This is a genomic window from uncultured Selenomonas sp., assembly GCA_905372355.1.
Taxonomy (GTDB): domain Bacteria; phylum Bacillota; class Negativicutes; order Selenomonadales; family Selenomonadaceae; genus Selenomonas.
This window is the reverse complement of record CAJPOT010000006.1, coordinates 1-22,463: the sequence shown is the minus strand read 5'-3', so window position 1 is coordinate 22,463 and position 22,463 is coordinate 1. Positions and strand designations below refer to the sequence as shown.

General features: G+C 54.9%; 22 protein-coding genes and 1 riboswitch. Of the genes, 15 read left to right on the top strand and 7 right to left on the bottom strand.

All coding sequences use genetic code 11. From position 1 onward, the window contains the following. Positions 1-6: 6 nt before the first annotated feature. The 3 genes from mnmG (at position 7) to QZ177_RS05220 (ending at position 3,613) form a co-directional block, all read left to right on the top strand. Positions 7-1,893 (top strand): tRNA uridine-5-carboxymethylaminomethyl(34) synthesis enzyme MnmG, encoded by a 1,887-nt coding sequence (mnmG, locus tag QZ177_RS05230; protein WP_294175792.1) that lies wholly within the window; start codon positions 7-9, stop codon positions 1,891-1,893. Then, entirely contained in the window at positions 1,886-2,602 is a 717-nt protein-coding gene (gene rsmG / locus QZ177_RS05225; RefSeq protein ID WP_294175790.1) for a 16S rRNA (guanine(527)-N(7))-methyltransferase RsmG, read from the top strand. Before mnmG ends, rsmG begins: the two co-directional genes overlap by 8 nt. 105 nt (positions 2,603-2,707) lie before the next feature. Continuing rightward, on the top strand, positions 2,708-3,613 hold the full coding sequence (locus tag QZ177_RS05220) for a head-tail adaptor protein (RefSeq protein WP_294175788.1): 906 nt from the start codon (positions 2,708-2,710) through the stop codon (positions 3,611-3,613). Positions 3,614-3,773: 160 nt separating this feature from the next. On the opposite strand, the gene QZ177_RS05215 is transcribed toward QZ177_RS05220, so the two are convergent. After that, entirely contained in the window at positions 3,774-4,946 is a 1,173-nt protein-coding gene (locus QZ177_RS05215; RefSeq protein WP_294175786.1) for a phosphoribosylaminoimidazolecarboxamide formyltransferase, read from the bottom strand. 63 nt (positions 4,947-5,009) lie between these two features. Further along, positions 5,010-5,086, bottom strand: a riboswitch (ZMP/ZTP riboswitch). 134 nt (positions 5,087-5,220) lie between these two features. Here QZ177_RS05215 and pfkA point away from each other — a divergent pair. Continuing rightward, on the top strand, positions 5,221-6,183 hold the full coding sequence (gene pfkA / locus QZ177_RS05210; protein ID WP_009645374.1) for a 6-phosphofructokinase: 963 nt from the start codon (positions 5,221-5,223) through the stop codon (positions 6,181-6,183). 144 nt (positions 6,184-6,327) lie between these two features. Here the strand turns inward: pfkA and QZ177_RS05205 are convergent, their stop codons facing one another. Together QZ177_RS05205 and QZ177_RS05200 are read right to left on the bottom strand one after the other, a co-directional pair. Then, positions 6,328-8,700, bottom strand: a complete 2,373-nt coding sequence (locus QZ177_RS05205) for a homocysteine S-methyltransferase family protein (RefSeq protein WP_294175784.1) — start codon at positions 8,698-8,700, stop codon at positions 6,328-6,330. 83 nt (positions 8,701-8,783) lie between these two features. Continuing rightward, positions 8,784-9,476: a methionine synthase gene (locus tag QZ177_RS05200; RefSeq protein WP_294175782.1), complete on the bottom strand. Its 693-nt coding sequence runs from the start codon at positions 9,474-9,476 to the stop codon at positions 8,784-8,786. A 107-nt stretch (positions 9,477-9,583) separates the two neighbouring features. Here QZ177_RS05200 and QZ177_RS05195 point away from each other — a divergent pair, with 107 nt between their 5' ends. The 7 genes from QZ177_RS05195 to QZ177_RS05165 all read left to right on the top strand — a co-directional run bounded on the left by QZ177_RS05195 (position 9,584) and on the right by QZ177_RS05165 (position 14,947). Next, a complete protein-coding gene (locus QZ177_RS05195; RefSeq protein ID WP_294175781.1) occupies positions 9,584-10,360 on the top strand; it encodes an AAA family ATPase in 777 nt (258 codons plus the stop codon). Between the two features lie 241 nt (positions 10,361-10,601). Next, the gene (locus QZ177_RS05190) at positions 10,602-11,483 is read left to right on the top strand and encodes a ParB/RepB/Spo0J family partition protein (RefSeq protein ID WP_294175957.1); all 882 of its coding nucleotides are present in this window, start codon (positions 10,602-10,604) and stop codon (positions 11,481-11,483) included. 103 nt (positions 11,484-11,586) lie between these two features. Then, complete coding sequence (locus QZ177_RS05185; RefSeq protein WP_294175779.1) at positions 11,587-12,099, top strand: DUF4446 family protein; 513 nt, start codon at positions 11,587-11,589, stop codon at positions 12,097-12,099. 436 nt (positions 12,100-12,535) lie between these two features. Then, the gene (locus QZ177_RS05180) at positions 12,536-13,570 is read left to right on the top strand and encodes a M23 family metallopeptidase (RefSeq protein ID WP_294175777.1); all 1,035 of its coding nucleotides are present in this window, start codon (positions 12,536-12,538) and stop codon (positions 13,568-13,570) included. 106 nt (positions 13,571-13,676) lie between these two features. Then, positions 13,677-14,036 carry a cupin domain-containing protein gene (locus QZ177_RS05175; protein WP_006192606.1) on the top strand — a complete coding sequence of 120 codons (360 nt, stop codon included), beginning with the start codon at positions 13,677-13,679 and terminating at the stop codon, positions 14,034-14,036. A gap of 85 nt (positions 14,037-14,121) precedes the next feature. After that, positions 14,122-14,481: a cupin domain-containing protein gene (locus tag QZ177_RS05170; RefSeq protein ID WP_006192606.1), complete on the top strand. Its 360-nt coding sequence runs from the start codon at positions 14,122-14,124 to the stop codon at positions 14,479-14,481. A 79-nt stretch (positions 14,482-14,560) separates the two neighbouring features. After that, complete coding sequence (locus QZ177_RS05165) at positions 14,561-14,947, top strand: desulfoferrodoxin family protein (protein ID WP_009645875.1); 387 nt, start codon at positions 14,561-14,563, stop codon at positions 14,945-14,947. Positions 14,948-15,005: 58 nt separating this feature from the next. Here the strand turns inward: QZ177_RS05165 and QZ177_RS05160 are convergent, their stop codons facing one another. Continuing rightward, on the bottom strand, positions 15,006-15,758 hold the full coding sequence (locus QZ177_RS05160; protein WP_294175770.1) for a sulfite exporter TauE/SafE family protein: 753 nt from the start codon (positions 15,756-15,758) through the stop codon (positions 15,006-15,008). A 42-nt stretch (positions 15,759-15,800) separates the two neighbouring features. Further along, positions 15,801-17,048 (bottom strand): threonine ammonia-lyase, encoded by a 1,248-nt coding sequence (gene ilvA / locus QZ177_RS05155; RefSeq protein ID WP_294175768.1) that lies wholly within the window; start codon positions 17,046-17,048, stop codon positions 15,801-15,803. Between the two features lie 279 nt (positions 17,049-17,327). On the opposite strand from ilvA, the gene QZ177_RS05150 reads away from it, so the two are divergent. From QZ177_RS05150 to alr, 4 genes are all read left to right on the top strand, one after another. Beyond that, positions 17,328-17,765 (top strand): universal stress protein, encoded by a 438-nt coding sequence (locus QZ177_RS05150; protein WP_009645881.1) that lies wholly within the window; start codon positions 17,328-17,330, stop codon positions 17,763-17,765. 61 nt (positions 17,766-17,826) lie between these two features. Then, the gene (locus tag QZ177_RS05145) at positions 17,827-18,243 is read left to right on the top strand and encodes a universal stress protein (RefSeq protein WP_006192601.1); all 417 of its coding nucleotides are present in this window, start codon (positions 17,827-17,829) and stop codon (positions 18,241-18,243) included. A gap of 158 nt (positions 18,244-18,401) precedes the next feature. Next, on the top strand, positions 18,402-19,679 hold the full coding sequence (gene serS / locus QZ177_RS05140; protein ID WP_294175753.1) for a serine--tRNA ligase: 1,278 nt from the start codon (positions 18,402-18,404) through the stop codon (positions 19,677-19,679). A 50-nt stretch (positions 19,680-19,729) separates the two neighbouring features. Continuing rightward, complete coding sequence (alr, locus tag QZ177_RS05135) at positions 19,730-20,848, top strand: alanine racemase (RefSeq protein ID WP_294175752.1); 1,119 nt, start codon at positions 19,730-19,732, stop codon at positions 20,846-20,848. Positions 20,849-21,106: 258 nt separating this feature from the next. On the opposite strand, the gene QZ177_RS05130 is transcribed toward alr, so the two are convergent. Both QZ177_RS05130 and QZ177_RS05125 read right to left on the bottom strand, forming a co-directional pair. Beyond that, the gene (locus tag QZ177_RS05130; RefSeq protein WP_294175751.1) at positions 21,107-21,814 is read right to left on the bottom strand and encodes a nucleotidyl transferase AbiEii/AbiGii toxin family protein; all 708 of its coding nucleotides are present in this window, start codon (positions 21,812-21,814) and stop codon (positions 21,107-21,109) included. Beyond that, positions 21,774-22,220, bottom strand: a complete 447-nt coding sequence (locus QZ177_RS05125; RefSeq protein WP_294175750.1) for a hypothetical protein — start codon at positions 22,218-22,220, stop codon at positions 21,774-21,776. The genes QZ177_RS05130 and QZ177_RS05125 overlap by 41 nt, the downstream gene beginning before the upstream one ends. Positions 22,221-22,463: the final 243 nt, after the last annotated feature.

The window sequence follows — 22,463 nt, the reverse complement described above, 5'->3', positions numbered from 1 at the left end:
CCTTCTTTGTTTATTGCCGGTGAATATGATATCATCGTCCTCGGTGCGGGGCATGCGGGCGTCGAAGCGGCGCTCGCTGCAGCGAATCTCGGCTGCCGCACGCTTCTGGCGACGCTTTCTTTGGACAATATCGCACTCATGCCCTGCAATCCCTCGATCGGCGGCCCCGCAAAGAGCCATCTCGTGCGTGAGATCGATGCGCTTGGCGGCGCCATGGCGATCAATGCCGATGAGGCGGCTCTGCAGTATCGTCTTTTGAATACGGGAAAAGGCCCTGCTGTCCATGCTTTGCGCGCGCAGGAGGATAAGAAAGCCTATCAGTTTCGCATGAAGGAGCGCTGCGAGCAGCAGGAAGGGCTGGAAGTCCGGCAGCTTCTGGCAGAAAAGATCCTCATCGAGGATAAAGAGGCGAGAGGCATAGTGGCAGAGACGGGGGAAGCGTATCTCGCGCGTGCTGTCATTCTCGCGACGGGCACGTATCTCAAAGGGCGCATCGTCATCGGTGAGCATACGACGAGCGGCGGGCCGAATGGGCAGCGAGCCGCAGGGGAATTGTCGCGCTCTCTCGCAGAGAATGGTATCAAGATCATGCGCTTCAAGACGGGGACGCCTGCGCGTCTTGATGCACGTTCCCTTGACTATGCGAAGATGCAGCTGCAGCCCGGGGACGAGGGGGCGCAGAGCTTTTCCTTCATGACGGAGGAAAGGACGCGTGAGCAGCTTCCATGCTATTTGACGTACACGAACGAGAAGACGCATGAGATCATTCGTGCGAACATCGATCGGGCGCCGATGGCGAATGGTATCATCGAAGGGATCGGCCCGCGCTATTGTCCATCCATCGAGTCAAAGATCCTCCGCTTCCCCGACAAGGATCGCCACCAGCTTTTCTTGGAGCCGGAAGGATGGCATACACAGGAAGTCTATGTGCAAGGCATGTCGACGAGCCTTCCCATCGATGTGCAGGAGGCTTTCCTGCATACGATTCCGGGCTTGGAGAAGGCGCGCATCATGCGCCCGGGCTACGCGATCGAGTATGACTGCATCGATCCGCTGCAGCTTCTGCCGAGCCTCATGTTCAAGAAGATTCGCGGACTCTTCTCGGCGGGACAGTCGAACGGCACGTCGGGCTACGAAGAAGCGGCGGCGCAGGGCTTGATGGCGGGCATTAACGCTGTGCATTATATCCGCGGCAAAGCTCCTTTCGTCTTGAGTCGCGCGGAGGCCTATATCGGCGTTCTCATCGACGATCTCGTGACGAAGGGGACGGAGGAGCCGTACCGCATGATGACGTCTCGCGCCGAATATCGCCTGCTGCTTCGCCAGGACAATGCTGATTTGCGCCTGACGGAAAAGGGACGCGCCGTCGGTCTTGTCAAAGAGGATCGATGGCATAAGTTCCTGAAAAAGAAGAATGGTATCATCGAGGCGAGGAAGACACTTGAGAATACCGTCCTTCATCCGTCGGTTGAAAATCTTGCTCGTCTTGAATCGGCGGGACTTGCGCCCATACGCACGTCAACGTCGCTTGCCGATTTTTTGCGCCGTCCGGAGATGGATTATGCGAAGTTGGCTTCGCTCTTTGGCTTGGAGCGCCTTGCGCCTGAGGTCGAGGAGCAGCTGGAAGTCACCATTCGCTATGAAGGATATATCAAGAAACAGCAGGAACAGGTCGAGCGCTTGGAACATCTGGAGTCTCGTCGCCTGCCCGTCGATCTCGACTACGCTCTCGTGCCGAGCCTAAGGGACGAAGCGCGAGAGAAGCTCGCTGCCGTCCGTCCGCTTTCCGTGGGGCAGGCGAGCCGCATATCGGGCGTGTCGCCTGCGGATATATCGGTCTTATTGATCTGGCTGGAGCAGGAACGCCGCAGGAGGAGAGAAGACGATGTTTGAGCAGGAGTTGGAAAGAGCGTCTGCTCTCTATGGACTGCCGCTCGATGCAAAGCAGATTGAGAAGTTCGGCATCTACTATCGTTTACTCATCGAATGGAACGCGAAGATGAACCTCACGGCGATTACTGAACCGCGGGAAGTCGCCGTCAAGCACATCGTTGATTCCCTGACGGCGCTTCGAGGTATCGAGGAAAGGGATTCCCTGCGTCTGATCGATGTCGGCACGGGCGCGGGATTTCCCGGAATTCCTCTGAAGATCGTCCGTCCCGATTTGCAGCTGACGCTTCTCGATTCCTTGAAGAAGCGCGTGCATTTTCTCGAAACTGTTGTCGAGACGTTGGGCTTGGAAGGCGTAGAGTGCCTGCATGGACGCGCGGAGGAAGCGGCGCGGCAAAGCGCTTTGCGCGAGCGCTTCGACATCGCCGCCTCTCGCGCCGTGGCGCGTCTGCCCGTCCTTGCCGAATATCTTCTTCCCTTCGTGCGCATCGGCGGCACAGCGATCGCCCTCAAGGGGCTTCATTCGGAAGAGGAAGCAAAAGAGGCGAAAAGAGCCGTCAAGATTCTTGGCGGAAGAGCGATAGAGTCGATTCCTGTCGCCTTGCCCGGCCTTTCGGACAAGCGTGCAGTTCTCGTCATAAAGAAGGAGAGGCCTACGCCGAAAGCGTATCCGCGCAAAGCAGGAAAGCCGGCGAAAGAACCATTGCTTTGAGTTGCCGTTAAAGATACACAGGAAAAAAGACGATATAAGAAGAGAAGGATTCTGAAAGGATGGTGCTCTACGGTGTGGAAGAAGAAGGTGGCAGCTGCTCTAAGCATGACTTTTTTAGCAGGCAGTCTGACGTTTGGATCGACAGCTTCGGCATATATCATCAATGTCGGCATGGAGGATCTTGCCGCACAAGAAAAAGCAGCAGATTCCGGTGAGAAGCAGGAAAAGAAGGCGGAAAATGCCAAGGAGCATGGCAATGCGAAGGATGAAAAGAAGAAAGAGGTAAAGGACTTCCAGGAGAAGAAGGCGGAAACCTCCGTAAAAAAGGAGGATAAAAAAGCAGAGAACAGCGACACTAAGAAAACCATAGAAGAAGCGGCTAAAGCATCGGTGACACCCGTTCCACAGAAGAGGGAGGAAGAGCAGAAGCCGCTTGTCTCGAACAAGAAGAAAGAGGAGACGAAACCGTCCGTACAGAAGAAAGCCGATGAATCAAAAGTTCCTTTGCAGGGAAAAAAGATGGAAGCGCCGGTGCAGGCAAACAAGGACGCTGTCAAGACGAAGAACAAGAAGAGTAAGGAGAAGGATCGCTTCCAGGAAATCTTCCGCGACGAATCGTTCATTTACTATATGGACACGCGAAGCGTGCGCAATGTTCCTATCCCGAATCGTCAGGATCGCATGATCGATGTCTGGGTGAAGCTCAAGCCGAACAGTTTCTCCGATGAGGAGGATGCCAAGGCGGGGAAGTACTATTTGGAGCATTATTACCTCAATCCAAAGAGCAAGCAGATTCAGTTCCTCTGCGAGTTAGAGGTCACAGGCAGGCCGTCGAACGCCATCAAGGAGCGTCCTTACAGCTCGCAGAATTGGGAAAATCTCGTGCCGGGCAGTGTCGAAGATGACATATACCATGCTGTTGTGAAAAAGGCGAAAAGCTCTTCGAGCATCGGCGGTGTAGCGATTCCTTCTGCGTCGGATGTTCTTGATATGCTGAATATTGGACTGTGAGCCTTGTGGGATTAATATAGACTTATCCACAAAATACGCTATGAATTGGTTCATATGTGGATAAAAATGTGGATAAGTTGCGTAAAATTCCATAGATGGCATAAGAAAAGGCTGTTGCATCATGCAGCAGCCTTTTCGCATACTTTGGTTCGTATTGGTATCAATGATGGAAAAGGCGGATATGCGTCATTGCCATGAACATGCCGTATTTATCTGCCGTCTCAATGACATTGTCATCGCGAATTGATCCGCCGCTCTGGGCGACGTAGGTAACGCCGCTCTTATGTGCGCGTTCGATGTTGTCACCGAAGGGGAAGAAAGCGTCCGAACCGAGTGCGACGCCCGTTGCCGTCTTGAGCCACTTGGCTTTTTCATCGGACAGGAATACAGGAGGTTTCTCCCTAAAGATGCGTTTCCATTCATCTGTTCCGAGGAGATCCATGCACTCGTCGGACAAATAGACGTCGATGGCATTGTCGCGGTCGGGGCGGCGCACATCGCTTTTGAAGGGAAGGGAGAGAGCCTGTGGGCTCTGTCTCAGATACCAAATATCGGCCTTGTTTCCTGCGAGGCGCGTGCAATGGACGCGTGACTGTTGGCCGGCGCCGATACCAATTGCCTGCCCATCCTTGGCATAGCAAACGGAGTTGGACTGGGTGTACTTCAAGGTGATGAGGGAGAGCAGAAGGTCACGTTTGGCTTCTTCGGGCAGATCCTTATTTTTCGTGACGACGTCCTTCAGGCAGTCTTCGGTGATGGCGACATCGTTGCGCTTTTGCTCGAAGGTCACGCCGAAGACGGTCTTCGTTTCCTTTTCTGCAGGAACGTAGGAAGGATCCATCTGTATGACGAGGTAGCTTCCCTTGCGCTTCGTCTTGAGAATCTCCAAGGCGGCTTCGGAATAGGCGGGCGCGATGATGCCGTCGGAAACCTCGCGCTGCAGGAAGGAAGCTGTCTGGGCGTCGCATGGGTCGGAGAGAGCGACGAAATCGCCGTACGACGACATGCGGTCAGCGCCGCGCGCACGGATGTAGGCGGTCGCAACGGGAGACAATTCGATCCCTTCGACAAAGTATGCTTGCTTCAGTGCATCGGACAGGGGAACGGCGACGGCGGCGCCTGCAGGGCTCACATGCTTGAAGGATGCCGCTGCAGGAAGGCCGGTCGCTTCCTTGAGTTCCTGCACGAGCTGCCAGCTGTTCATGGCATCGAGCAGATTGATGTAGCCGGGCTTTCCGTTTAAGACCTTGAACGGAAGTTCGCCGCTTTCCATATAAACACGAGAGGGTTTCTGGTTCGGATTGCAGCCGTATTTCAATTCGAGTTCTTTCATCAGATTCTCTCCTTTGTATGAGTTGTTGTGCAATCAAAAAAGACCGTGGGCATAGTGAGCCATTGCGGCTGCCCAGACGGTCGGCTTTTCCTGCTGCACTCCCTTGTGGTCATCCACTTCCGTCAGTTATGCAGCTCATTTTCAATGTATCATTCCTTTTCTTTTTTGTCAAGTACGTTTATTTCCTAGCTCTAATGTGGTATGATGTAGAAAAGGTTTCACTTTGATTGAGGAAGCGAGGCTTCTTCGTCATGGGTATGGGAGGGATTTTACGATGTTGAATTGTATCGGCGTTTTGACGAGCGGCGGCGACAGCCCCGGCATGAATGCGACGACTCGCGCCGTCGTGCGCACGGCGCTCTTTGAAGGTGCAGAAGTGTGGGGTATACATAACGGGTATCGCGGCATCTTGGACGGTGAGATGTTCAAGATGGAACGAAAGGATGTTGGTGACATCATCCAGCGCGGCGGCACGTTCCTCGGCACGGCTCGTTGCCATCGTTTCATGACGCCTGAAGGTCGTGCAGAGGCGTATGAGAAGCTCAAGGCGAGGGGCATAGAAGGACTCGTCATCATCGGCGGCGACGGCAGTCTGCGCGGCGCGTCGCTCTTGAGCGAAGAACACGGCATTCCCATCGTGGGGCTGCCGGGGACGATTGACAATGATGTCTGGGGTACAGACTATACGATCGGCAGCGATACGGCGGCGAATACGATCATTGATGCCATCAACAAGCTGCGCGATACGGCTTCGGCACATCGGCGCGTCGTTGTCCTTGAGGTCATGGGCCGGCATTGCGGTTGGCTCGCGCTGATGAGCGGTATTTCGGGCGGTGCTGAGTACATCCTCGTGCCCGAAGAGGATTTTGATCTTGAAGAAATCAGTAACGAGATCAAGGAAGCTTATAAGAAGGGCAAGCGTTACATCCTCGTCGTCGTCGCCGAGGGTGCAGGAAGCGGCATAGAGGTCGGCAACTTTATCGCCGAGCACACGGATATTGAGACGCGCGTTTCGGTTCTCGGTCATATTCAGCGCGGCGGTACGCCGTCCGTCATCGACCGCGTGAAGGCGAGCCAGCTTGGCGAGAAGGCGGCTCTGGCGATTCTCTCGGGTCTTTCTAACGTCGTCTTCGGCTTCCATCGCGGCAACGTCGTCGCCATCGACTTGCACGATGCCGTGACGAACAAGAAGAAGCTCGATCCCGAATACATGCGCCTTGCCAAGGTTTTGGCATAAATACAAAAGAAGAAGCCTCCTTTGCGGGAGGCTTCTTCTTTTGTATTTGATGTTTCACGTGAAACATCGATTTCTTTGCATTTGATTGTTCAGGAATATCGTGCTTTTTCCATAGCTGCATGTTTCACGTGAAACATGCTCGTTCTATTCGCCGACGAAGTCCTTGGCAATTTGGACCGCGCTTACACCGTCGTTGGCATAGGCGTCAGCGCCAGCGCTCGTGGCATAGTCTTCGGTCACGGCGGCGCCGCCGACGATGACTCTCGCCTCTGAACCGGCTTCACGCAGTTTCTTGATGACCTTGTCAATCTGTGTCATGGTCGTTGTCATCAAGGCGCTCAGCCCTACGATGTCGGCTTCCTTTTCGAGCGCTGTGCGCACAATGGTATCAGCATCGACATCCTTGCCGAGGTCGATGAGCTTAAAGCCGCTGTTTGAAAGGAGCGCGGAGACGATGTTTTTGCCGAGATCATGAACATCGCCCTTGACCGTCGCCATGACGACTGTTCCTCTGTCCGCCTCCTGCTGTGCGGGCAGAAGTTCCTTGATCTTCTGGAAGGAAGCACGCATTGCTTCGGCGGATAGAAGAACTTGCGGCAGAAAGACGCGTCCTGCTCCGAAGTCAATACCGATATCGTTCATGGCGGCCGTCAGAGCCTTCTCTGTGATCTCATTCGAGGAATGGCCTTCGCGGATCGCTCGCTCAGTCAGCATGGCGATGCTCTCAGAAGCGCCGTCGATGACCGCTTGCTTGATGGCAGCTAGAACATCACCTTCCATAGGCTTGGCTTCGGCTGCCTTCTTCGGCGTCTTTAGGTTCACTTCGTTGCGACTGAAGTCGATGCCGCGCGGATCTTTTCCTATGAGCGCTGCGCTCGCCATCAGGGCTTCCTGCATCTTCTCGTCATAGGGATTCATGATCGGCGCGTCGAGCCCTGCAGCAAGGCACATGGCGAAGAAGGTGCTGTTGATCAGAGGACGGTTCGGCAGTCCAAAAGAAATGTTGGAAAGCCCCATCGTTGCCGGATAGCCGAAATGCTTGCGGTAGAGACGTAAGGTATTTAATACTTCTAGGCAGGCATTTTGATCGGCCGATATGGTCATGACGAGGGCGTCAAGCAGGAAGTCCCCATCCTTGAGACCATTCTTTTTTGCCTCTTTGATGATACCATTGATGACATTGATGCGATCTTCCGCTGTCTTCGGCACGCCGTCCTCTGTGATAGGCAGGCAGAGAATGGCCGCGCCGTACTTCTTCGCCAGCGGAAGGAACTCTTCGATGCGCTCTTTTTCGGCACTGACGGAATTGATGAGAGCGCGTCCCGGATATGCTCGGAGTCCGGCTTCCAGTGTTTTGGTATCACTGGTATCAATCGCGAGAGGTGCATCGGTGATTTGGGACACTTCGCGAATGGCATCATGCATTGCCTTGACTTGGTCGATGCCGCCGACACCCATGTTGACATCGAGAAGGCGCGCTCCCGCACGCACCTGATCGATGGCCTCGCGCTTGACGGAGAAGAGTGAACCATTCTTGATTTCTTCGGCGAGCTTCTTGCGTCCCGTCGGATTGATGCGCTCGCCGATCAGCGTGGTCGCGAGATCTTTGTCGATGATGACAGTCTTGCTGCGACTCGTGAGGCGCAGGCGATTGTCCGGGCTCTTGCGCTCGGTGAGAGGCAGGTCCTTGACAGCAGTGGCGAGCGCTTTGATATGCGCGGGCGTCGTGCCGCAGCAGCCGCCAAGATACGTTGCACCGGCAGCGACGAGCTTTGCGCCCCATGAAGCGAACTCCTCAGGACCCATGGGGAAGATGGTTCTGCCGTTTTCCAATCGCGGCATACCGGCGTTGGGCAGTACGCTGATAGGAACGGAGCAGTTCTCTGCCAGAGTCTTGACGATGGGGACGAGCTCCTGCGGGCCGAGCGAGCAGTTTACGCCGATGATGTCGGCGCCGAGTGCTTCCAAGGTGATGGCGGCCGTTTGCGGGTCAGTGCCCGTGACGGTGCGCCCGTCCTCGCTGTAAGAGAGCTGGCAGATGATGGGAAGGCTTGTCGCATCTTTTGCCGCCAGAAGGCCTGCACGCATTTCCTGTATGTCAATGCACGTTTCAAAGAGCAGATAGTCGGCGCCCGCATCGGCAAGCGCTTTCGCTTGTTCGTAGAAGGCTCGGTAGGCCTCCTCAAATTCGAGATCGCCGAGAGGGACGATGAAGCGCCCTGTAGGCCCCAACGAGCCGACGATCTTGGCACGCCCTTTGGAAGCTTCGTGTGCGATCTTTACGGCCGCTTCATTGATTTCCTTTACGCGGTCTTCCAGACCGTAGTGATCGAGCTTCAAAGCGGAAGCACCGAAGGTGTTCGTCTCGATCATCGTGGCGCCAGCTTCGATATAGGCTTCGTGGATCTTTTGCACGACATCGGGCTGTTCGAGATTCATGAGCTCGGGGCAGCCGCCGGGCTTCAAGCCTCCTTCCTGCAGCATCGTTCCCATCGCGCCGTCAAAAATATGGATCATCAATATCCTCCTTGGTTTGGTATCATAGATTTTTATCCTATTTGATGTTTGGTATTAACAAGATATTGTCTCTGGTATATGGTTCAGTTCTTGCTTTCGCCAGCAGGAACTTTTCTCGAAGGGCAGTCGAACTTATCGCAGGCAGCGCAGCCGTTCGGTGTATGCGCTTCCTTCTCTTTTTGCTGCGGTACGAGGCCGATGATGGCAGTGATGGATTTGCGCGGTACGAGCATGGAGGCGTCGCTGAGATGTACACCGATTTTCTCACTTTCGGCGAGACGTACCATTTCGGGCTGCTGATCGAGTGGCCAATCGCCGTAGCCTGGGCTGAAACGCCAGCGCATCGTATAGCCTTCCTTCGCAACCTTCGGCTCGATGGCTTTTTCCATCGCGTCGGCTACCTGTTCGACAGCCGCCGTGGCGGCAGCATCGAGAATGACGGAGTAGGCGTAGCGCCCATCGGCGAAGTATTTCGTCACATGCTCCTCGATGGCATCGCCGACGCTCGCCGACAGTACGATGACCTTCTGTGCTTTGGCGAGATGCTTGCCAATGAGTTTCCCCTTCATGGTGAAGGGCGGATCGGCGAGTACCGTCTGAGTGGCTGCATCATAGTCGTACATTTGCCATATACCGCGCGGCTCAGCGAGAAGACGCGCTTCCAGGCAGGCTTCTTCGATGAGTTTTTCATCGAAATCCTTGGCTTTGTTCAATCCTGCATAGCGACGCGTTTCCTTTGCATCAATATCAAGCAAAACGCTATTGTAAACGGGCATAAGATTCCTTCTTCCTAGCCAATGTTTCACGTGAAACATCGAAGTTATTCATGGGGCAGAACTTCCCCCCATCAGTATATCATGCTATAATAGGAAAAGAAAAGCTTATGGAGGAAAAGAATGTGGCGAAAATCATAGCAGTCGCCAATCAAAAGGGCGGCGTAGGAAAGACGACAACATCGGTAAATTTGAGCGCCGGTCTTGCCATACTCGGCAAACGTGTATTGCTCATTGACTCCGATCCGCAGGGGAATGCGACGAGCGGATTTGGTATCAATAAGTCGGATTTAACGATTACGATATATCAAGTGTTGATTGACAACCTTGCCATAGAGAAGGCAGTTCTTCATACGGGTTACGAGGTCGATCTTCTGCCGGCCAATATCGAACTGGCAGGGGCGGAGATCGAGCTTGTTGCTGCTATCTCACGCGAGAATCGTCTGAAGCGATCGGTCGATGCTGTGCGCGATCAGTATGACTTTATTTTGATCGACTGCCCGCCTTCCTTGGGGCTCTTGACTCTCAATGCTTTGACAGCAGCAGATACCGTTTTGATGCCGATCCAATGCGAGTTTTATGCTCTGGAGGGCTTGGCGCAGTTGATGAATACGATGACATTGGTTCAGACCAATCTGAATCCTGCATTGGAAGTCGAGGGCGTTCTTCTGACAATGTTCGATTCAAGAACCAATCTTTCGGTTCAGGTCGCTGAAGAGGTGCGCACGCATTTCGGCAGCAAGGTGTATCGGACGGTCATACCGCGCACCGTGCGCTTGAGCGAGGCGCCGTCCTATGGGCAGCCCATCATTGCCTATGACAGAAACTGCAAGGGAGCCATCGTCTATATGGATTTGGCAAAGGAGGTCATAGAGCGTGACAGCTAGGAAGCATCAGGCATTGGGCAAGGGGCTTGGTGCACTCTTTCCCACAGAATTGAAAACCCCCGAAGCATCGCAGCAAGAACCCCCGCAAGTATCTGATACCGATGCTGAGGAAAAGAAGCGTACGGAAGCTCCACAGGAAGCGGAAAAAAGAAGTGCAGGAAACGAGAATCCGCAAGGAAGCGGGAGAATACAGCAAGCTGCCATAGAAGATGATGAAGCAAGTGATGTGATACCAAAAGAAATGAATGGTATCGCTGTGCAGCAAATTCCTTTGCATGAGATACAAGCCAATCGGTATCAACCCCGTCATGAGTTTGATGAAAGCGCTTTGGAAGAGTTGAAAGAATCCATTGTGCAGCATGGCGTGCTGCAGCCGATTCTCGTGCGACAGCTTCCAGCAGGAAAGGGATATGAGCTTGTTGCGGGTGAGCGTCGCTTTCGCGCTTCAAGACTGGCCGGTCTTGAAACGGTGCCGGCTCTTGTCCGTCCTTTGAGCGATGCGGCAAGCACGGAGATTGCGCTGATTGAAAATTTGCAGCGTGAGGATCTCAATGCGATTGAAGAGGCCAATGCCTATCGCAATCTTTTGCAGAACTTCGGGCTTACACAGGAAGCTTTGGCGGAGCGCGTGGGAAGAAGCCGTTCCCATATTACGAATATGATGCGGCTCTTGAAGCTCGACGTACATGTGCAGGAATACTTGGCAAACGGCAGTCTGAGCATGGGGCAGGCAAGGCCGCTCGTCGTCCTGACGAATGCTGCATTGCAGCGGGAGGCGGCGGACATCATCATGGCGCGCGAATGTTCGGCGCGTCAGGCTGAAGAGCTAGTGAAGCGTCTGCAGAAAAATGCGGAAGAAAAAGCAGAAGCGAAGGAAGCAGAATCGCCTGGGGAGACAGAAAAGATCTTCCTGCGGGAAGCGGAAGACAAGCTCAAGATGTTTTTTGGCACGCAGGTGCGCATTCGTTCGCAAGGCAAGAAGAATCGCATAGAGATCGATTTTTCCTCGGAAGAAGACTTGAATCGCATCCTTGATTCCTTGTTGGAGAAGAAGAGCCGGCTGCTGGAGGACAAGAAAGCGGCCTTGCGTCAGTTTTCTGCAGGAGAAAGATTCACGGTCTGATGCATCATGTTTCACGTGAAACATCTTTTGTTTGGCGTGGCGAAAGCTGCAGAGACGATGGGAGGTTCAGCCTTCCCGTGCGGATAGAGGAGAAATGATTGGGATGAATACAAAACAACTGGCGGAACTCTTGGGCAACAACGAGACGTTCCTGGTGATTTTTCTTTTGGTTTTGGTCATTGTACTTTTGGTTTTGGTTATTTATCAGATTTACAGCGTATCGCGCATGAAGAGCCGCTACCAGGAAATGATGCGGGGGGTCGAAGGTGCGAACCTTGAAAGTATGCTGCTCGCACATATCAAGGAAATGAAGGGTGTCGCTGAGCAAAGCCGAAAGCTTAAGGAGGAAAACAAGCGCTTGGATGCGCTGCTGCAGACGGCTACGACGCGCATTGGTATCGTGCGCTTCAGCGCTTTTGCGGATATGGGAAGCGATCTCAGCTATGCTGTTGCCATGTTGGACTCGCATAACAACGGCGTGATTTTCTCCAGTATTTTCGCTCGTGAGGACTCGCGCAGCTACGTCAAGCCCATCGAGGCGGGACGCTCCAGCTACAAACTCACGCGCGAGGAGGCGGAAGCGCTCGAAAAGGCGATGAGCGTGCGGCCGGAGTAGCGATAGCGCAGAAGGGAAGTTTTACCATGAAGCCCCAAGAGGTCAAGCTGAAGGCGCAGACCGATTGGCTAGGCTTCTGTAAGGCGTGAGGACATATGTACAGCGTGCCGCCTTGATGAAACTGTCGCAGGAAACGGGTGTGAAGCAACGCATGCCGCTTCGCATGACGGCTGAACATATGTCCTGAAAGTTTACCATGAAGCCCCGAGAGGTCAAGCCGAAGGCGCAGACCGATCGGCTAGGCTTCTGTAAGGCGTGAGGACATATGTACAGCGAGACTCCTTGATGACACCGTTGTCAGAAGCGGCGGTGGAAGCAAGTCCTGCCGCTTTGCTTCACGGCTGAACATGTGTCCTGAAAGTTTACCATGAAAGTCCAAGAAGTCAAGCCCAGAGGGCGCAGACTGATTGGTTCTTTCATGTAAGGGCGGCGCACAATGTCCACAAAGTGGACGTTTGTGCGTGTAGTTTGTTCAATGGAAGAAGATTCTTCCGTGCAGTTTGGAGATGGGCTTTTGCATAAGGAAAATGGGTTCACCATCAAGATTGTGCCCGATGTTTCTGATACCATTCATACGATACATCTTTCTGCAAAGATGGCGAAGATTGGTATCATCTCTTTCGTCGTCGTTTTGCTGATTTCCTGTGTGACGCTTTCCTATTCGCTCTATACGACATTTTTCGTCAAGGGCGATGACGCCGAATTGGAAAAGATGCGTCAGATCAGCAATATGCAGCAGGAGCAGCTTTTGCAGCTTTCCAAGAAAGCGGATGGTCTGCAGCAGGAATTGGATGAATTGACGCAGATGGAGAACGACTTGCGGCGCATGTCGGGGACAGTTGCCGCGCCCGATACGGCGGGAGCGCCTGCAGATGGAGCGGATGCTGCAGCAGGGACACAGGACGGGCAGGGCGGACCAATTACAAAGCTGCAGGCGGAAAATGTCGATGCGGCGCTTGAAAATATCGAAAAGCGCGTGGCTGTTCGCCGCGCCAGCCTGCAGCAGCTCAAGCAGATTTTGGAGGCGCAGCAGCAGGAGATGGCCGCGCTTCTGCCTTATGGCAATACACCCTATGCCTTGACCGGCGTCTCCGTTACGATTCCTTCCATCTGGCCTGCACGCGGCGAGGTTAGTTCGCCCTTTGGCCTGCGTTGGAATGGTTCGGATTTCCATCCGGGTATCGACATTGCCAACGACTTCGGCACGCCGATCGTAGCGACAGCTGACGGCGTGGTGACAGACGCCGGTTGGAATGCTGGCGGCTATGGCAACAAGGTCGACATCGATCATGGGAATGGTATCATGACGCGTTACGGACACGCGCAATCCATCGTCGTGCGCACAGGTCAGCATGTGCGGCGCGGCCAGATCATCGCCTATATGGGCAGCACGGGATTTTCTACAGGGCCGCATGTGCATTATGAAGTCCGCATCCACGGTGAACCTGTGAATCCGGCGCCGTATCTATAGAGGGCATTGCAGTGAGCGTATTCATTTTTGTATCAAGACAGTTTATATCTGTAGCGATACCAAACATAGAAGGATTATTTAAGCAGAAAGAGGAGGTTCGGAAAGGATGGAAGTAACCAAGGATTTTTCTACGCGCCATTGGAAGATTCACGAGGTGGCGAAGGCAGGCGACAAGGCGACAAAGACGGTCTTCTATACAACGGATTCGACGAGCGGTTCGGTCTGGCTTGTGAAGCCTGGACAGGAGGTCAAGGCGCATGAGCATCCGGCTGGTGATGACTTCTGGGTCTGTATCCAGGGGAAGGGTATATTCTTTCCGGAGCTTGGCAAGGAGGTTCCCGTCGAGAAAGGCGACCTCATCATCACGGGGAAGGGAACGTGTCACGGCCTGCGCAATACGGGCGAGGAAGATTTCATCTTCGTGAGCATCGTCGCACCAGTACCGCCTGGATACAAGGAATTGTGAATGCAAGAAAAATATAGCCGTAGAAGATGAGATATGCTACAATATAAACAGGATTTTTTATGCAGAAAGAGGAGGTTCGGAAAGGATGGAAGTAACCAAGGATTTTTCTACGCGCCATTGGAAGATTCACGAGGTGGCGAAGGCAGGCGACAAGGCGACAAAGACGGTCTTCTATACAACGGATTCGACGAGCGGTTCGGTCTGGCTTGTGAAGCCTGGACAGGAGGTCAAGGCGCATGAGCATCCGGCTGGTGATGACTTCTGGGTCTGTATCCAGGGGAAGGGTATATTCTTTCCGGAGCTTGGCAAGGAGGTTCCCGTCGAGAAAGGCGACCTCATCATCACGGGGAAGGGAACGTGTCACGGCCTGCGCAATACGGGCGAGGAAGATTTCATCTTCGTGAGCATCGTCGCACCAGTACCGCCTGGATACAAGGAATTGTGAATGCAAGAAAAATATAGCCGTAGAAGATGAGATATGCTACAATATAAACAGGATTTTTTATCTTGAAGGAGGAGATATTGTGGCAAAGAGATTTTTCATTTGCAAGGAGTCTGGAGACATCGTCGGTCTGATTCATGACGGCGGCGGCAAGCTGTCTTGCTGCGGCGAGGATCTGAAGGAACTGAAGGCGAATACGACGGATGCGGCGCAGGAGAAGCATGTGCCCGTAGCGACGTATGACAAGGCGGCGCGTAAGGTCACGGTCGTCGTCGGATCGGTCGCGCATCCGATGACGCCTGAGCATCTGATCTCGTGGATTCACCTTGAGACGAAGAAGGGAGCGCAGATCTGTCATCTGACGCCTGAGGACAAGCCCGAGGCGGTCTTCTTCCTCGCCGAGGGAGATGAGCCGGTCGCGGTCTACGAGTACTGCAATTTGCACGGCCTTTGGAAAGCAGATCTCTGATTTCTGAGCTGTAAACAAAAAAAGAGTCGAGTCAAAACTCGGCTCTTTTTTCGTTTGACTACCACCCCTTCGATACGACGCTCCAGATCGTGTAAATGCAAGTGGCATAGAGGACGAAGAAGATCAAGCGGCGCAAGAGGCTCGTGGGGATGAAGCGCGCGAGCGCGTGCCCGAGGGAAAGTCCTGCGGCGAGGGCGGGAAGGAGGTAGATGAACTCGTGGACGGCAGACGTCAGCGGGTGTCCGCCGATCAGGTAGCCGATGAGCGACGTTGAGTTGCAGCAAAGGAAGAAGACGAAGCATGTGGCGCGGAAGGTTTCGGCGCTCATTTTCGTGTAGGCGAGGTAGATGAGGAACGGCGGTCCCGCCATGCCCGTCGTCATGGAGGAGAAGCCCGAGCACATGCCCGTGATGATCGTGTTGCGCCTTGATTCCGGGATGTGACGATGGGAGATCTGCATGATGAGGAGCGAGAGGAAGACGACGGTGCTGATCCAGACCTTCAAGGTGTCGCTCGACACATAGTCGAAGACGAAAAAACCGATGGGGATGCCGAGCACGACGCCGATCACGAGGTGACCGATCAGAGGAAGGTTCGCCTTCTTGCGCATCAAATAGGCCTGCACGGTATTGCCTGAACATGCGAGAAGCAGCATGACGGGCACGACGATCTTCGGATCGTAGAAGAACATCAAGAGGGGCGCCGCCACGATGACGAGTCCGAAACCCGTGATCGCCTGCAGGAAGGCGGCGAAAAAGATGGCGAGCAGGGGGCCTGTATGGGTCGCGAGCGCCGCAAGGTAATTTTCCATAAGGCAAAGTCTCCTTTATAAGCTACACGCACAGGAGCTGCGTCAATAGATCTTTGTGACGGGCAGCCCCTCTTTTTCCAAGGCGGCGGTCAGTCTTTCGATATGCTCGCGGTTGTGCGTCTCCACGGTGACTTCGAGCTGCACCTGCTGGAAGCTGTCGGTGACGCTCGCCTGGTTGTGGACGAGTTTGATGACGTTGGCGTGCTCACGCGCGACGATTTCTGCCACTTTGAGGAGCTGGCCGGGCTTGTCGGGCAGCTGCACGGCGAAGCAGAAGATGCGGCCGCGCGCGATGAGGGACTTGCTGATGAGCGCCGATATGGTCGAGATGTCGATGTTGCCGCCCGAGAGGATGGACACGACCTTCTTGCCTTGGAAGGGCAGCCGTGTGAGCGCCGCGAGCGAGAGGACGCCCGCGCCTTCGGCGATGAGCTTGTGCTTTTCGATGAGGAAGAGCAGGGCGCTCATGATCTCCATCTCGGAGACGGTGATGATGTCGTCGAGATACTTGCGGCAGAAGGCAAAGGTCAGGTCGCCCGGCGTCTTCACGGCGCATCCGTCGGCGACCGTCTCGACAGAGGGCAGCGTCGAGACGTGCCCTCGGCTGAAGGAGGCGGCCATGCAGGCGGCGCCCATAGGCTCGACGCCGATGACTTTGACCTCGGGGCGCACGGACTTCGTCGCGAAAGCCACGCCCGAGGCGAAGCCGCCGCCGCCGATGGGCACGAGGATGGCGTCTACGTCCTTGAGTTCGTCGATGATTTCGAGCGCCGTCGTTCCCTGCCCCAAGAGCACGTCGCGGTCGTTGAATGGATGGACGTAAACATAGCCCTTCTCCGCCTGCAGTTCGAGCGAGCGCTTGTAGGCGTCATCGAAGGTGTCGCCTGCAAGCACGACTTCAGCGCCGTAGGAGCGCGTCGCCTCGACCTTGAGGAGAGGCGTCGTAGCGGGCATACAGATGACGGCTTTGACGCCGAGTCGCTGGGCAGCGAGCGCGACGCCCTGCGCGTGATTGCCGGCGGACGAGGTGATGACGCCCTTGGAGCGTTCCTCATCCGTCAGATGAGCGATCTTGTTGTAGGCGCCGCGCACCTTGAACGAGCCGGTGTTCTGAAGATTCTCGGGCTTCAGATAGACGTCGTTTTGGCTCAATGCGGAAAAAAAGGGGCTGTCGAGGAGCTGCGTTTTCTTCGTCACGCCGTCCAGGGTGCGTGCCGCCTCATATACGCCGGCAATGGTCGTTTCCTGCAGGATGGCGGAAATATCGTTCGCCGGTGAGTTCTTCTTCATGGAATTCCTCCTAGATTCATGCTCAATCGCATGTTCTGCGCATGGTCAAGGGCAAGGGCGTTTCATGCAACGCATTCCCCCGGATCAGCGCGTTTGTCTGCGTTTCTATTATATCACGCGAAGGGTGCGATTGGCAGGTTTTTGCTTTGGAGTGTAGAGGAAAATCAGCGAAAATCAACGAAAAATTTCCAAAAAATTTCTAAAAAGGGAGAGGATTTTCCTTCTCTTTCACGAACTATACAGGTAGAAAGACAGACCATGGTGGAAGGAGGTGCCAAGGTGAAGGATAAGATGAAGTTCCTCGTGCCGGTGGACGGCTCGCTGCATTCCAAGAAGGCGTTGGAGATGGCGGTGAAGCTCGCAGAGCCGGTCGGAGCGCATATCGACATCCTCTTCGTGTCCTATTTCGAGAGGGAGACCGACGGCGACCCCGATCATCCGTCGTGGCTTCCTTTGAGCGTGATGGCGAAAGGCGTATCTTCCGCCGAGGAGGTCTTGGAAGAAGCGCGGAAGGAATTGCCCGCGGGCTTGGATGCCGAGAGTCATGTGGTGGTCGGCATGCCGTCCCGCAAGATTGTGGAATTCGCGGCGGCAAACGGGCACGATCTCATCATCATGGGTGGCCGGGGGCTTTCTCCTGTCACAGGTTTCCTGCTGGGCAGCGTGAGCCAGGAGGTCATGGAGGAGGCGAAATGCGCCGTCCTCATTGCCAAATGAGTCAAGGGCGGCGCATGGCGCAGCTTTGACAAAGGCTATTGGTAGAAGGAGGGTTTATACCATGTTGAAGAACATTCTCGTCCCCATTGACGGTTCGGAAGGCTCGGATCGCGCCGTAGCGGAGGCGATCAAGCTCGCGGAGGTTTGCGAGGCGAAGCTGAACTTCCTCTACATCGCGAATATCAACCAGCTCGCGATCAATGCCTGCTTGTCCGACGTGGTGCTTGAAGCGGTCACGAAGGCGGGCAACGTGATTCTCGATCGCGCCATGCAGATGGTGCCGTCGGGCATCAAGAAGGAAGCGTTCTCGGAGACGGGTTCGCCCGCCGTCGCCATCCTCGATTTCGCGGAGCACAGCGGCACGGATCTCATCGTCATGGGAAGCCGCGGCCTCGGTGTTGTCAAGGGCGTGCTTCTCGGCAGCGTGAGCCAGTACATCGTCGAGCAGGCGAAGTGCCCTGTGCTCGTCGTCAAATAGCGGCTGATTTTCCAAGGGGCTGTGGGGAAATGCGAAAGTATTTTCCCCATAGCTCCTTTTGTCGTCATAGGAACTTTGCCGTAAGCGCCCCGCCTGTGCTATAATACGAAGATAAAACGATTTGTGGCAGATATTTTCTGCCAATGGGAGGATTCGACATGCTGGACATCAAATTTGTCAGGGATCATATCGACGAGGTGCAGGCGATGCTCGAAAAGCGCTGTAACCCGCTGAAACTGAGCGGCTTCAAGGAGCTTGAGGAGAAGCGCCGCACGCTCCTGCAGGAGGCGGAAGAACTCAAAGCGCGGCGCAACAGCGTGTCGAAGGAGATCGGCGCGAAGAAGAAGCAGGGCGAGGACGTCACGGCGATCTCTGCCGAAATGCGCGAGGTCGGCAAAAAGATTGCCGATCTCGACGCTCGGACGCGCGAGGTGGAAGACGAGCTGCACACCATCCTCCTGAATATCCCGAACATGCCGAAGGACGACGTGCCCGTCGGCAAGGACGACACGGAGAACCCCGAAGTGCGCCGCTGGGGCGAGCCGCGAAAGTTCACCTTCGAGCCGAAGGCGCACTGGGATCTCGGCGCCGATCTCGACATCCTCGACGCCGAGCGTGCGGCGAAGGTCACGGGCGCACGCTTCACCTTCTACAAGGGACTCGGTGCGCGGCTCGAACGCGCCTGCATCAATTTCATGATGGATCTGCACGCGACGAAGCACGGCTACACGGAAATGCTCGCGCCCTACATCGCGAACGAGGCGAGCATGATCGGCACGGGACAGCTGCCGAAATTCGCCGAGGACATGTTCAAGCTCGAAGGCCTCGACTACTACCTCGTGCCGACGGCGGAAGTGCCGACGACGAACTATCACCGCGACGAAATCCTCGACGGCAGGAAACTGCCCGAGCGCTACACGAGCTACACGGCATGCTTCCGCGCAGAAGCCGGCAGCGCGGGGCGCGACACGCGCGGCCTCATCCGCCAGCACCAGTTCAACAAGGTCGAGCTGATCAAGTTCACGAAGCCCGAAGAATCGTGGGACGAGCTCGAAAGCATGGTCGATGCGGCGGAAGACGTGCTGCGTATTTTGGAGATTCCCTATCACGTCGTGCTCCTTTGCACGGGCGACATGAGCTTCACGTCGGCAAAGACATACGACATCGAAGTCTGGATGCCCGCACAGAACACCTACCGCGAGATCTCCTCGTGCTCGAATTGCCTCGACTATCAGGCGCGCCGCGCGAACATCAAGTTCCGCCGCGAGCCGAAGGCGAAGCCCGAGTTCTGCCACACGCTCAACGGCTCGGGGCTTGCCGTCGGGCGCACGGTCGCGGCGATCCTCGAAAACTATCAGCAGGAAGACGGCTCCGTGCGCGTGCCCAAGGCGCTCGTCCCCTACATGGGCGGCGTGGAAGTCATCGAAAAGCCGTGAAAGTAAACGTATGCGAAAATCACGCCCATCAAAGCGAAGGGGGCTTTCCCATGAGCAAGCGTGCCGTCTGGACTGAAATCAGTCTCGAAGCGATCCGGCACAATTACCGCGTGATCGGCGAGGCGCTCTGTGGCGGCGCAAAACTCTGCGCCGTCGTCAAGGCGAACGCTTACGGGCATGGCGCTCTCACCGTCGCGAAGGAGGCGATCGCGGCGGGCGCGGCGTACCTCGCCGTTGCCACGCTCTCGGAAGCTGCCGAGCTTCGCCGCGCGGGGATTGGGACGCCGCTTCTCGTCCTCGGACTCATCGACCCTCTTGAAGCCGCCGAAGCTGTCGCCCTCGATGTGACGCAGACCGTCGCGAATCTCGCGCTCGCCAAAGCCATTTCCACCGAAGCCATGCGTCAGGAAAAGACGGCGAAGCTGCACCTCGCCATCGACACGGGCATGGGGCGCATCGGCTGTACGAGCGAAGAAGCTCCTGCACTCGCGCGTGACATCGCTGCCCTGCCGAATATCGAGCTGGAAGGCGCGTTCTCCCACTTCGCCATGGCAGACGTTCGAGACAAGGCGCACGCAAGAGGACAGCTTGCGCTCTTCCTACGTGCCGCAGAAGCCATAGAAGAGGCGGGCGTTCATCTGAAGCTGCGCCATATCGCCGAGAGCGCGGCGATCCTCCAAATGCCCGAAGCGCATCTCGACATGGTGCGTGCGGGCATCATCCAGTACGGCATGTACCCGAGCGAAGAAGTCGCTCGCGACGTACGCGAGAAGTCGCCGCTTCGCCCCGCGATGGCGCTCAAGGCGCGCGTGCTGTTTCGCAAGAACGTGCCCGAAGGCTTTGCCATCGGTTACGGCTGCACCTGGTGCGCCAAGCGAAAGAGCCGCATCGCGACGCTCCCCCTCGGCTATGCTGACGGCTACATCCGCGCTCTCTCGGACAAGGCGCACGTCGAAATCCTCGGCAAGACCGCTCCCGTCGTCGGGCGCATCTGCATGGATCAGTGCATGATCGACGTCACGGACGTCGAAGGAGTCGCCGAAGGAACGGAAGTCACGCTCTTCGGCTCGGCGACGCTGAGTGCCGACGATGTTGCCGATTGGATCGGCACGATCAACTACGAGATCCCATGTCTCATCGCATCGCGCGTGCCGCGCGTCTATATCTGAGCTTTCAGGACATATATTCAGCGGCGTCCCGTTTCGCTTGAAATGGGACGCCGTTTTTGTTTGACAAAGAGCCACATCACGCATCGGCTTGACGTGTAGGGCACGGAAAAGGCGAAAGAAGCCGCTGCATCCCTTGAAATAAGGCGGTTTCTCGCCCGACAGCAGAAAAACCGCCTTATCCCACGAGATAAAGCGGTTTTGCGGCATCGGAGCGCTTTCTGAAAAGAACTGCGGCATGAGATCCTCTGTCCGTCGGTATCAGCGACTCCATTCCTCTTGTTCATCGTCCTCTTTTTCTGCATCTGTTTCCTTTGCAGAAAGAGTTTTCGCCTCTTCCTCCGAATAGAGAAGATCCAGCTTTTCAAACATCTTCAAATAAAGTCCTGCCAATGTGTCCTTATCGATCAGTGCATCGTCCTGCGTGGAAGTGACATAATCAAAATAATCAAAGCCTTTATAGGTCAAAGCGTCCTTCAGCTGCTCCTTTGCAGACTCCGACAAGTCCTCAAAGTATCGATCGCAAATGAAGCAGATGTCGTAGAGATCGCGGATCTTATCCCGTCCCTGGTACGCGCCTGTTTTCAACTGGCAAATTCGGTCGATTGTGTAGACTTCTATTCCGTTCACGCGATGATGCGTATTCGCGGGAATGCTGCGGCTGCGATAGGAGATTTCGATTTTTAATGGTTTCTGTATGGATGGATCATATGCCAGCATGAATCGCTCGACGGTCGGCGTATTCTTGGCGATACGGAAAGAAAATCCATGCTTTTGGGAATAACTCTCGATGAATCCCTTGAGACGCCGTTTCTCTCCATCCAAGTCAATATCCTCGGAAAAACGATCCAGTCCATAAGCAAGAAGAAGGCTCGTCCCGCCTTTCAAGATGAACGTATCGGTTTCCTTGTTGAGTTCTGTCAAGAAATTACGCATGATTTCTATATGACGCATTCGTGCGGTATTCATTCGCCTCTTGCTCCTTTCTGAAAAGAATCCACTTCATTCGATACTCTTTTTCCATGAATCGGTCGATGTCTGCCCAGTGCGCTGTCTTGTGCAGTTTCCAAACAGCGGCAAAAATATCTGCGTCATAAATATCCGTGCAGATATAATCGCGGCGCATACCTTGCAAATTGGAGAAGTCTCCTGCCAAGAGCAGATCAAGGCAGGCTCGGATGTGGTTGGCAATGTAGAAAGTCCCTTTTTTGCCCATAAGACTTTGATGCCGTTCGATCCCTTCTGTGCCAAACGGCGATTTCTCCGTATTCCATAAGGGAATGGTTTCCCATGACAAAGACAGCGTATGCCAATCGCCGCTCGTTTCCAAACGGCACGGAATGTTGAGCGCATGAAGCCCCGATATGTATTTCATGACAACGCTCCTTTCCTATGGCGGGCGACCCTGCGCGTGCTATATCTTCTCTTCTTGTTCATATTATAGCATCTTCGTTGCCTTTTGGGCATTCGATTGTACAGAAGGGGATGGAAAGATTGCAAGTTTAATTGTCGCATCGTTCTGCTAAAGAAAGATTGTATTTCTATTGTACCAAGAAGTGAGGCTTTACTATGAAAGTCCAAGAAGTCAAGCCCGAAGGGCGCAGACTGATTGGGTAAC

What these genes read in the sequence shown, in the direction of transcription:
- rsmG (WP_294175790.1), top strand. Translation starts at nt 1,886, where the DNA reads ATGTTTGAGCAGGAGTTGGAAAGAGCGTCTGCTCTCTATGGACTGCCG.
- QZ177_RS05220 (WP_294175788.1), top strand. Translation starts at nt 2,708, where the DNA reads ATGACTTTTTTAGCAGGCAGTCTGACGTTTGGATCGACAGCTTCGGCA.
- QZ177_RS05215 (WP_294175786.1), bottom strand. Translation starts at nt 4,946, where the DNA reads ATGAAAGAACTCGAATTGAAATACGGCTGCAATCCGAACCAGAAACCC.
- pfkA (WP_009645374.1), top strand. Translation starts at nt 5,221, where the DNA reads ATGTTGAATTGTATCGGCGTTTTGACGAGCGGCGGCGACAGCCCCGGC.
- QZ177_RS05205 (WP_294175784.1), bottom strand. Translation starts at nt 8,700, where the DNA reads ATGATCCATATTTTTGACGGCGCGATGGGAACGATGCTGCAGGAAGGA.
- QZ177_RS05200 (WP_294175782.1), bottom strand. Translation starts at nt 9,476, where the DNA reads ATGCCCGTTTACAATAGCGTTTTGCTTGATATTGATGCAAAGGAAACG.
- QZ177_RS05195 (WP_294175781.1), top strand. Translation starts at nt 9,584, where the DNA reads ATGGAGGAAAAGAATGTGGCGAAAATCATAGCAGTCGCCAATCAAAAG.
- QZ177_RS05190 (WP_294175957.1), top strand. Translation starts at nt 10,602, where the DNA reads ATGAATGGTATCGCTGTGCAGCAAATTCCTTTGCATGAGATACAAGCC.
- QZ177_RS05185 (WP_294175779.1), top strand. Translation starts at nt 11,587, where the DNA reads ATGAATACAAAACAACTGGCGGAACTCTTGGGCAACAACGAGACGTTC.
- QZ177_RS05180 (WP_294175777.1), top strand. Translation starts at nt 12,536, where the DNA reads ATGTCCACAAAGTGGACGTTTGTGCGTGTAGTTTGTTCAATGGAAGAA.
- QZ177_RS05175 (WP_006192606.1), top strand. Translation starts at nt 13,677, where the DNA reads ATGGAAGTAACCAAGGATTTTTCTACGCGCCATTGGAAGATTCACGAG.
- QZ177_RS05170 (WP_006192606.1), top strand. Translation starts at nt 14,122, where the DNA reads ATGGAAGTAACCAAGGATTTTTCTACGCGCCATTGGAAGATTCACGAG.
- QZ177_RS05160 (WP_294175770.1), bottom strand. Translation starts at nt 15,758, where the DNA reads ATGGAAAATTACCTTGCGGCGCTCGCGACCCATACAGGCCCCCTGCTC.
- ilvA (WP_294175768.1), bottom strand. Translation starts at nt 17,048, where the DNA reads ATGAAGAAGAACTCACCGGCGAACGATATTTCCGCCATCCTGCAGGAA.
- QZ177_RS05145 (WP_006192601.1), top strand. Translation starts at nt 17,827, where the DNA reads ATGTTGAAGAACATTCTCGTCCCCATTGACGGTTCGGAAGGCTCGGAT.
- serS (WP_294175753.1), top strand. Translation starts at nt 18,402, where the DNA reads ATGCTGGACATCAAATTTGTCAGGGATCATATCGACGAGGTGCAGGCG.
- alr (WP_294175752.1), top strand. Translation starts at nt 19,730, where the DNA reads ATGAGCAAGCGTGCCGTCTGGACTGAAATCAGTCTCGAAGCGATCCGG.
- QZ177_RS05130 (WP_294175751.1), bottom strand. Translation starts at nt 21,814, where the DNA reads ATGAATACCGCACGAATGCGTCATATAGAAATCATGCGTAATTTCTTG.
- QZ177_RS05125 (WP_294175750.1), bottom strand. Translation starts at nt 22,220, where the DNA reads ATGAAATACATATCGGGGCTTCATGCGCTCAACATTCCGTGCCGTTTG.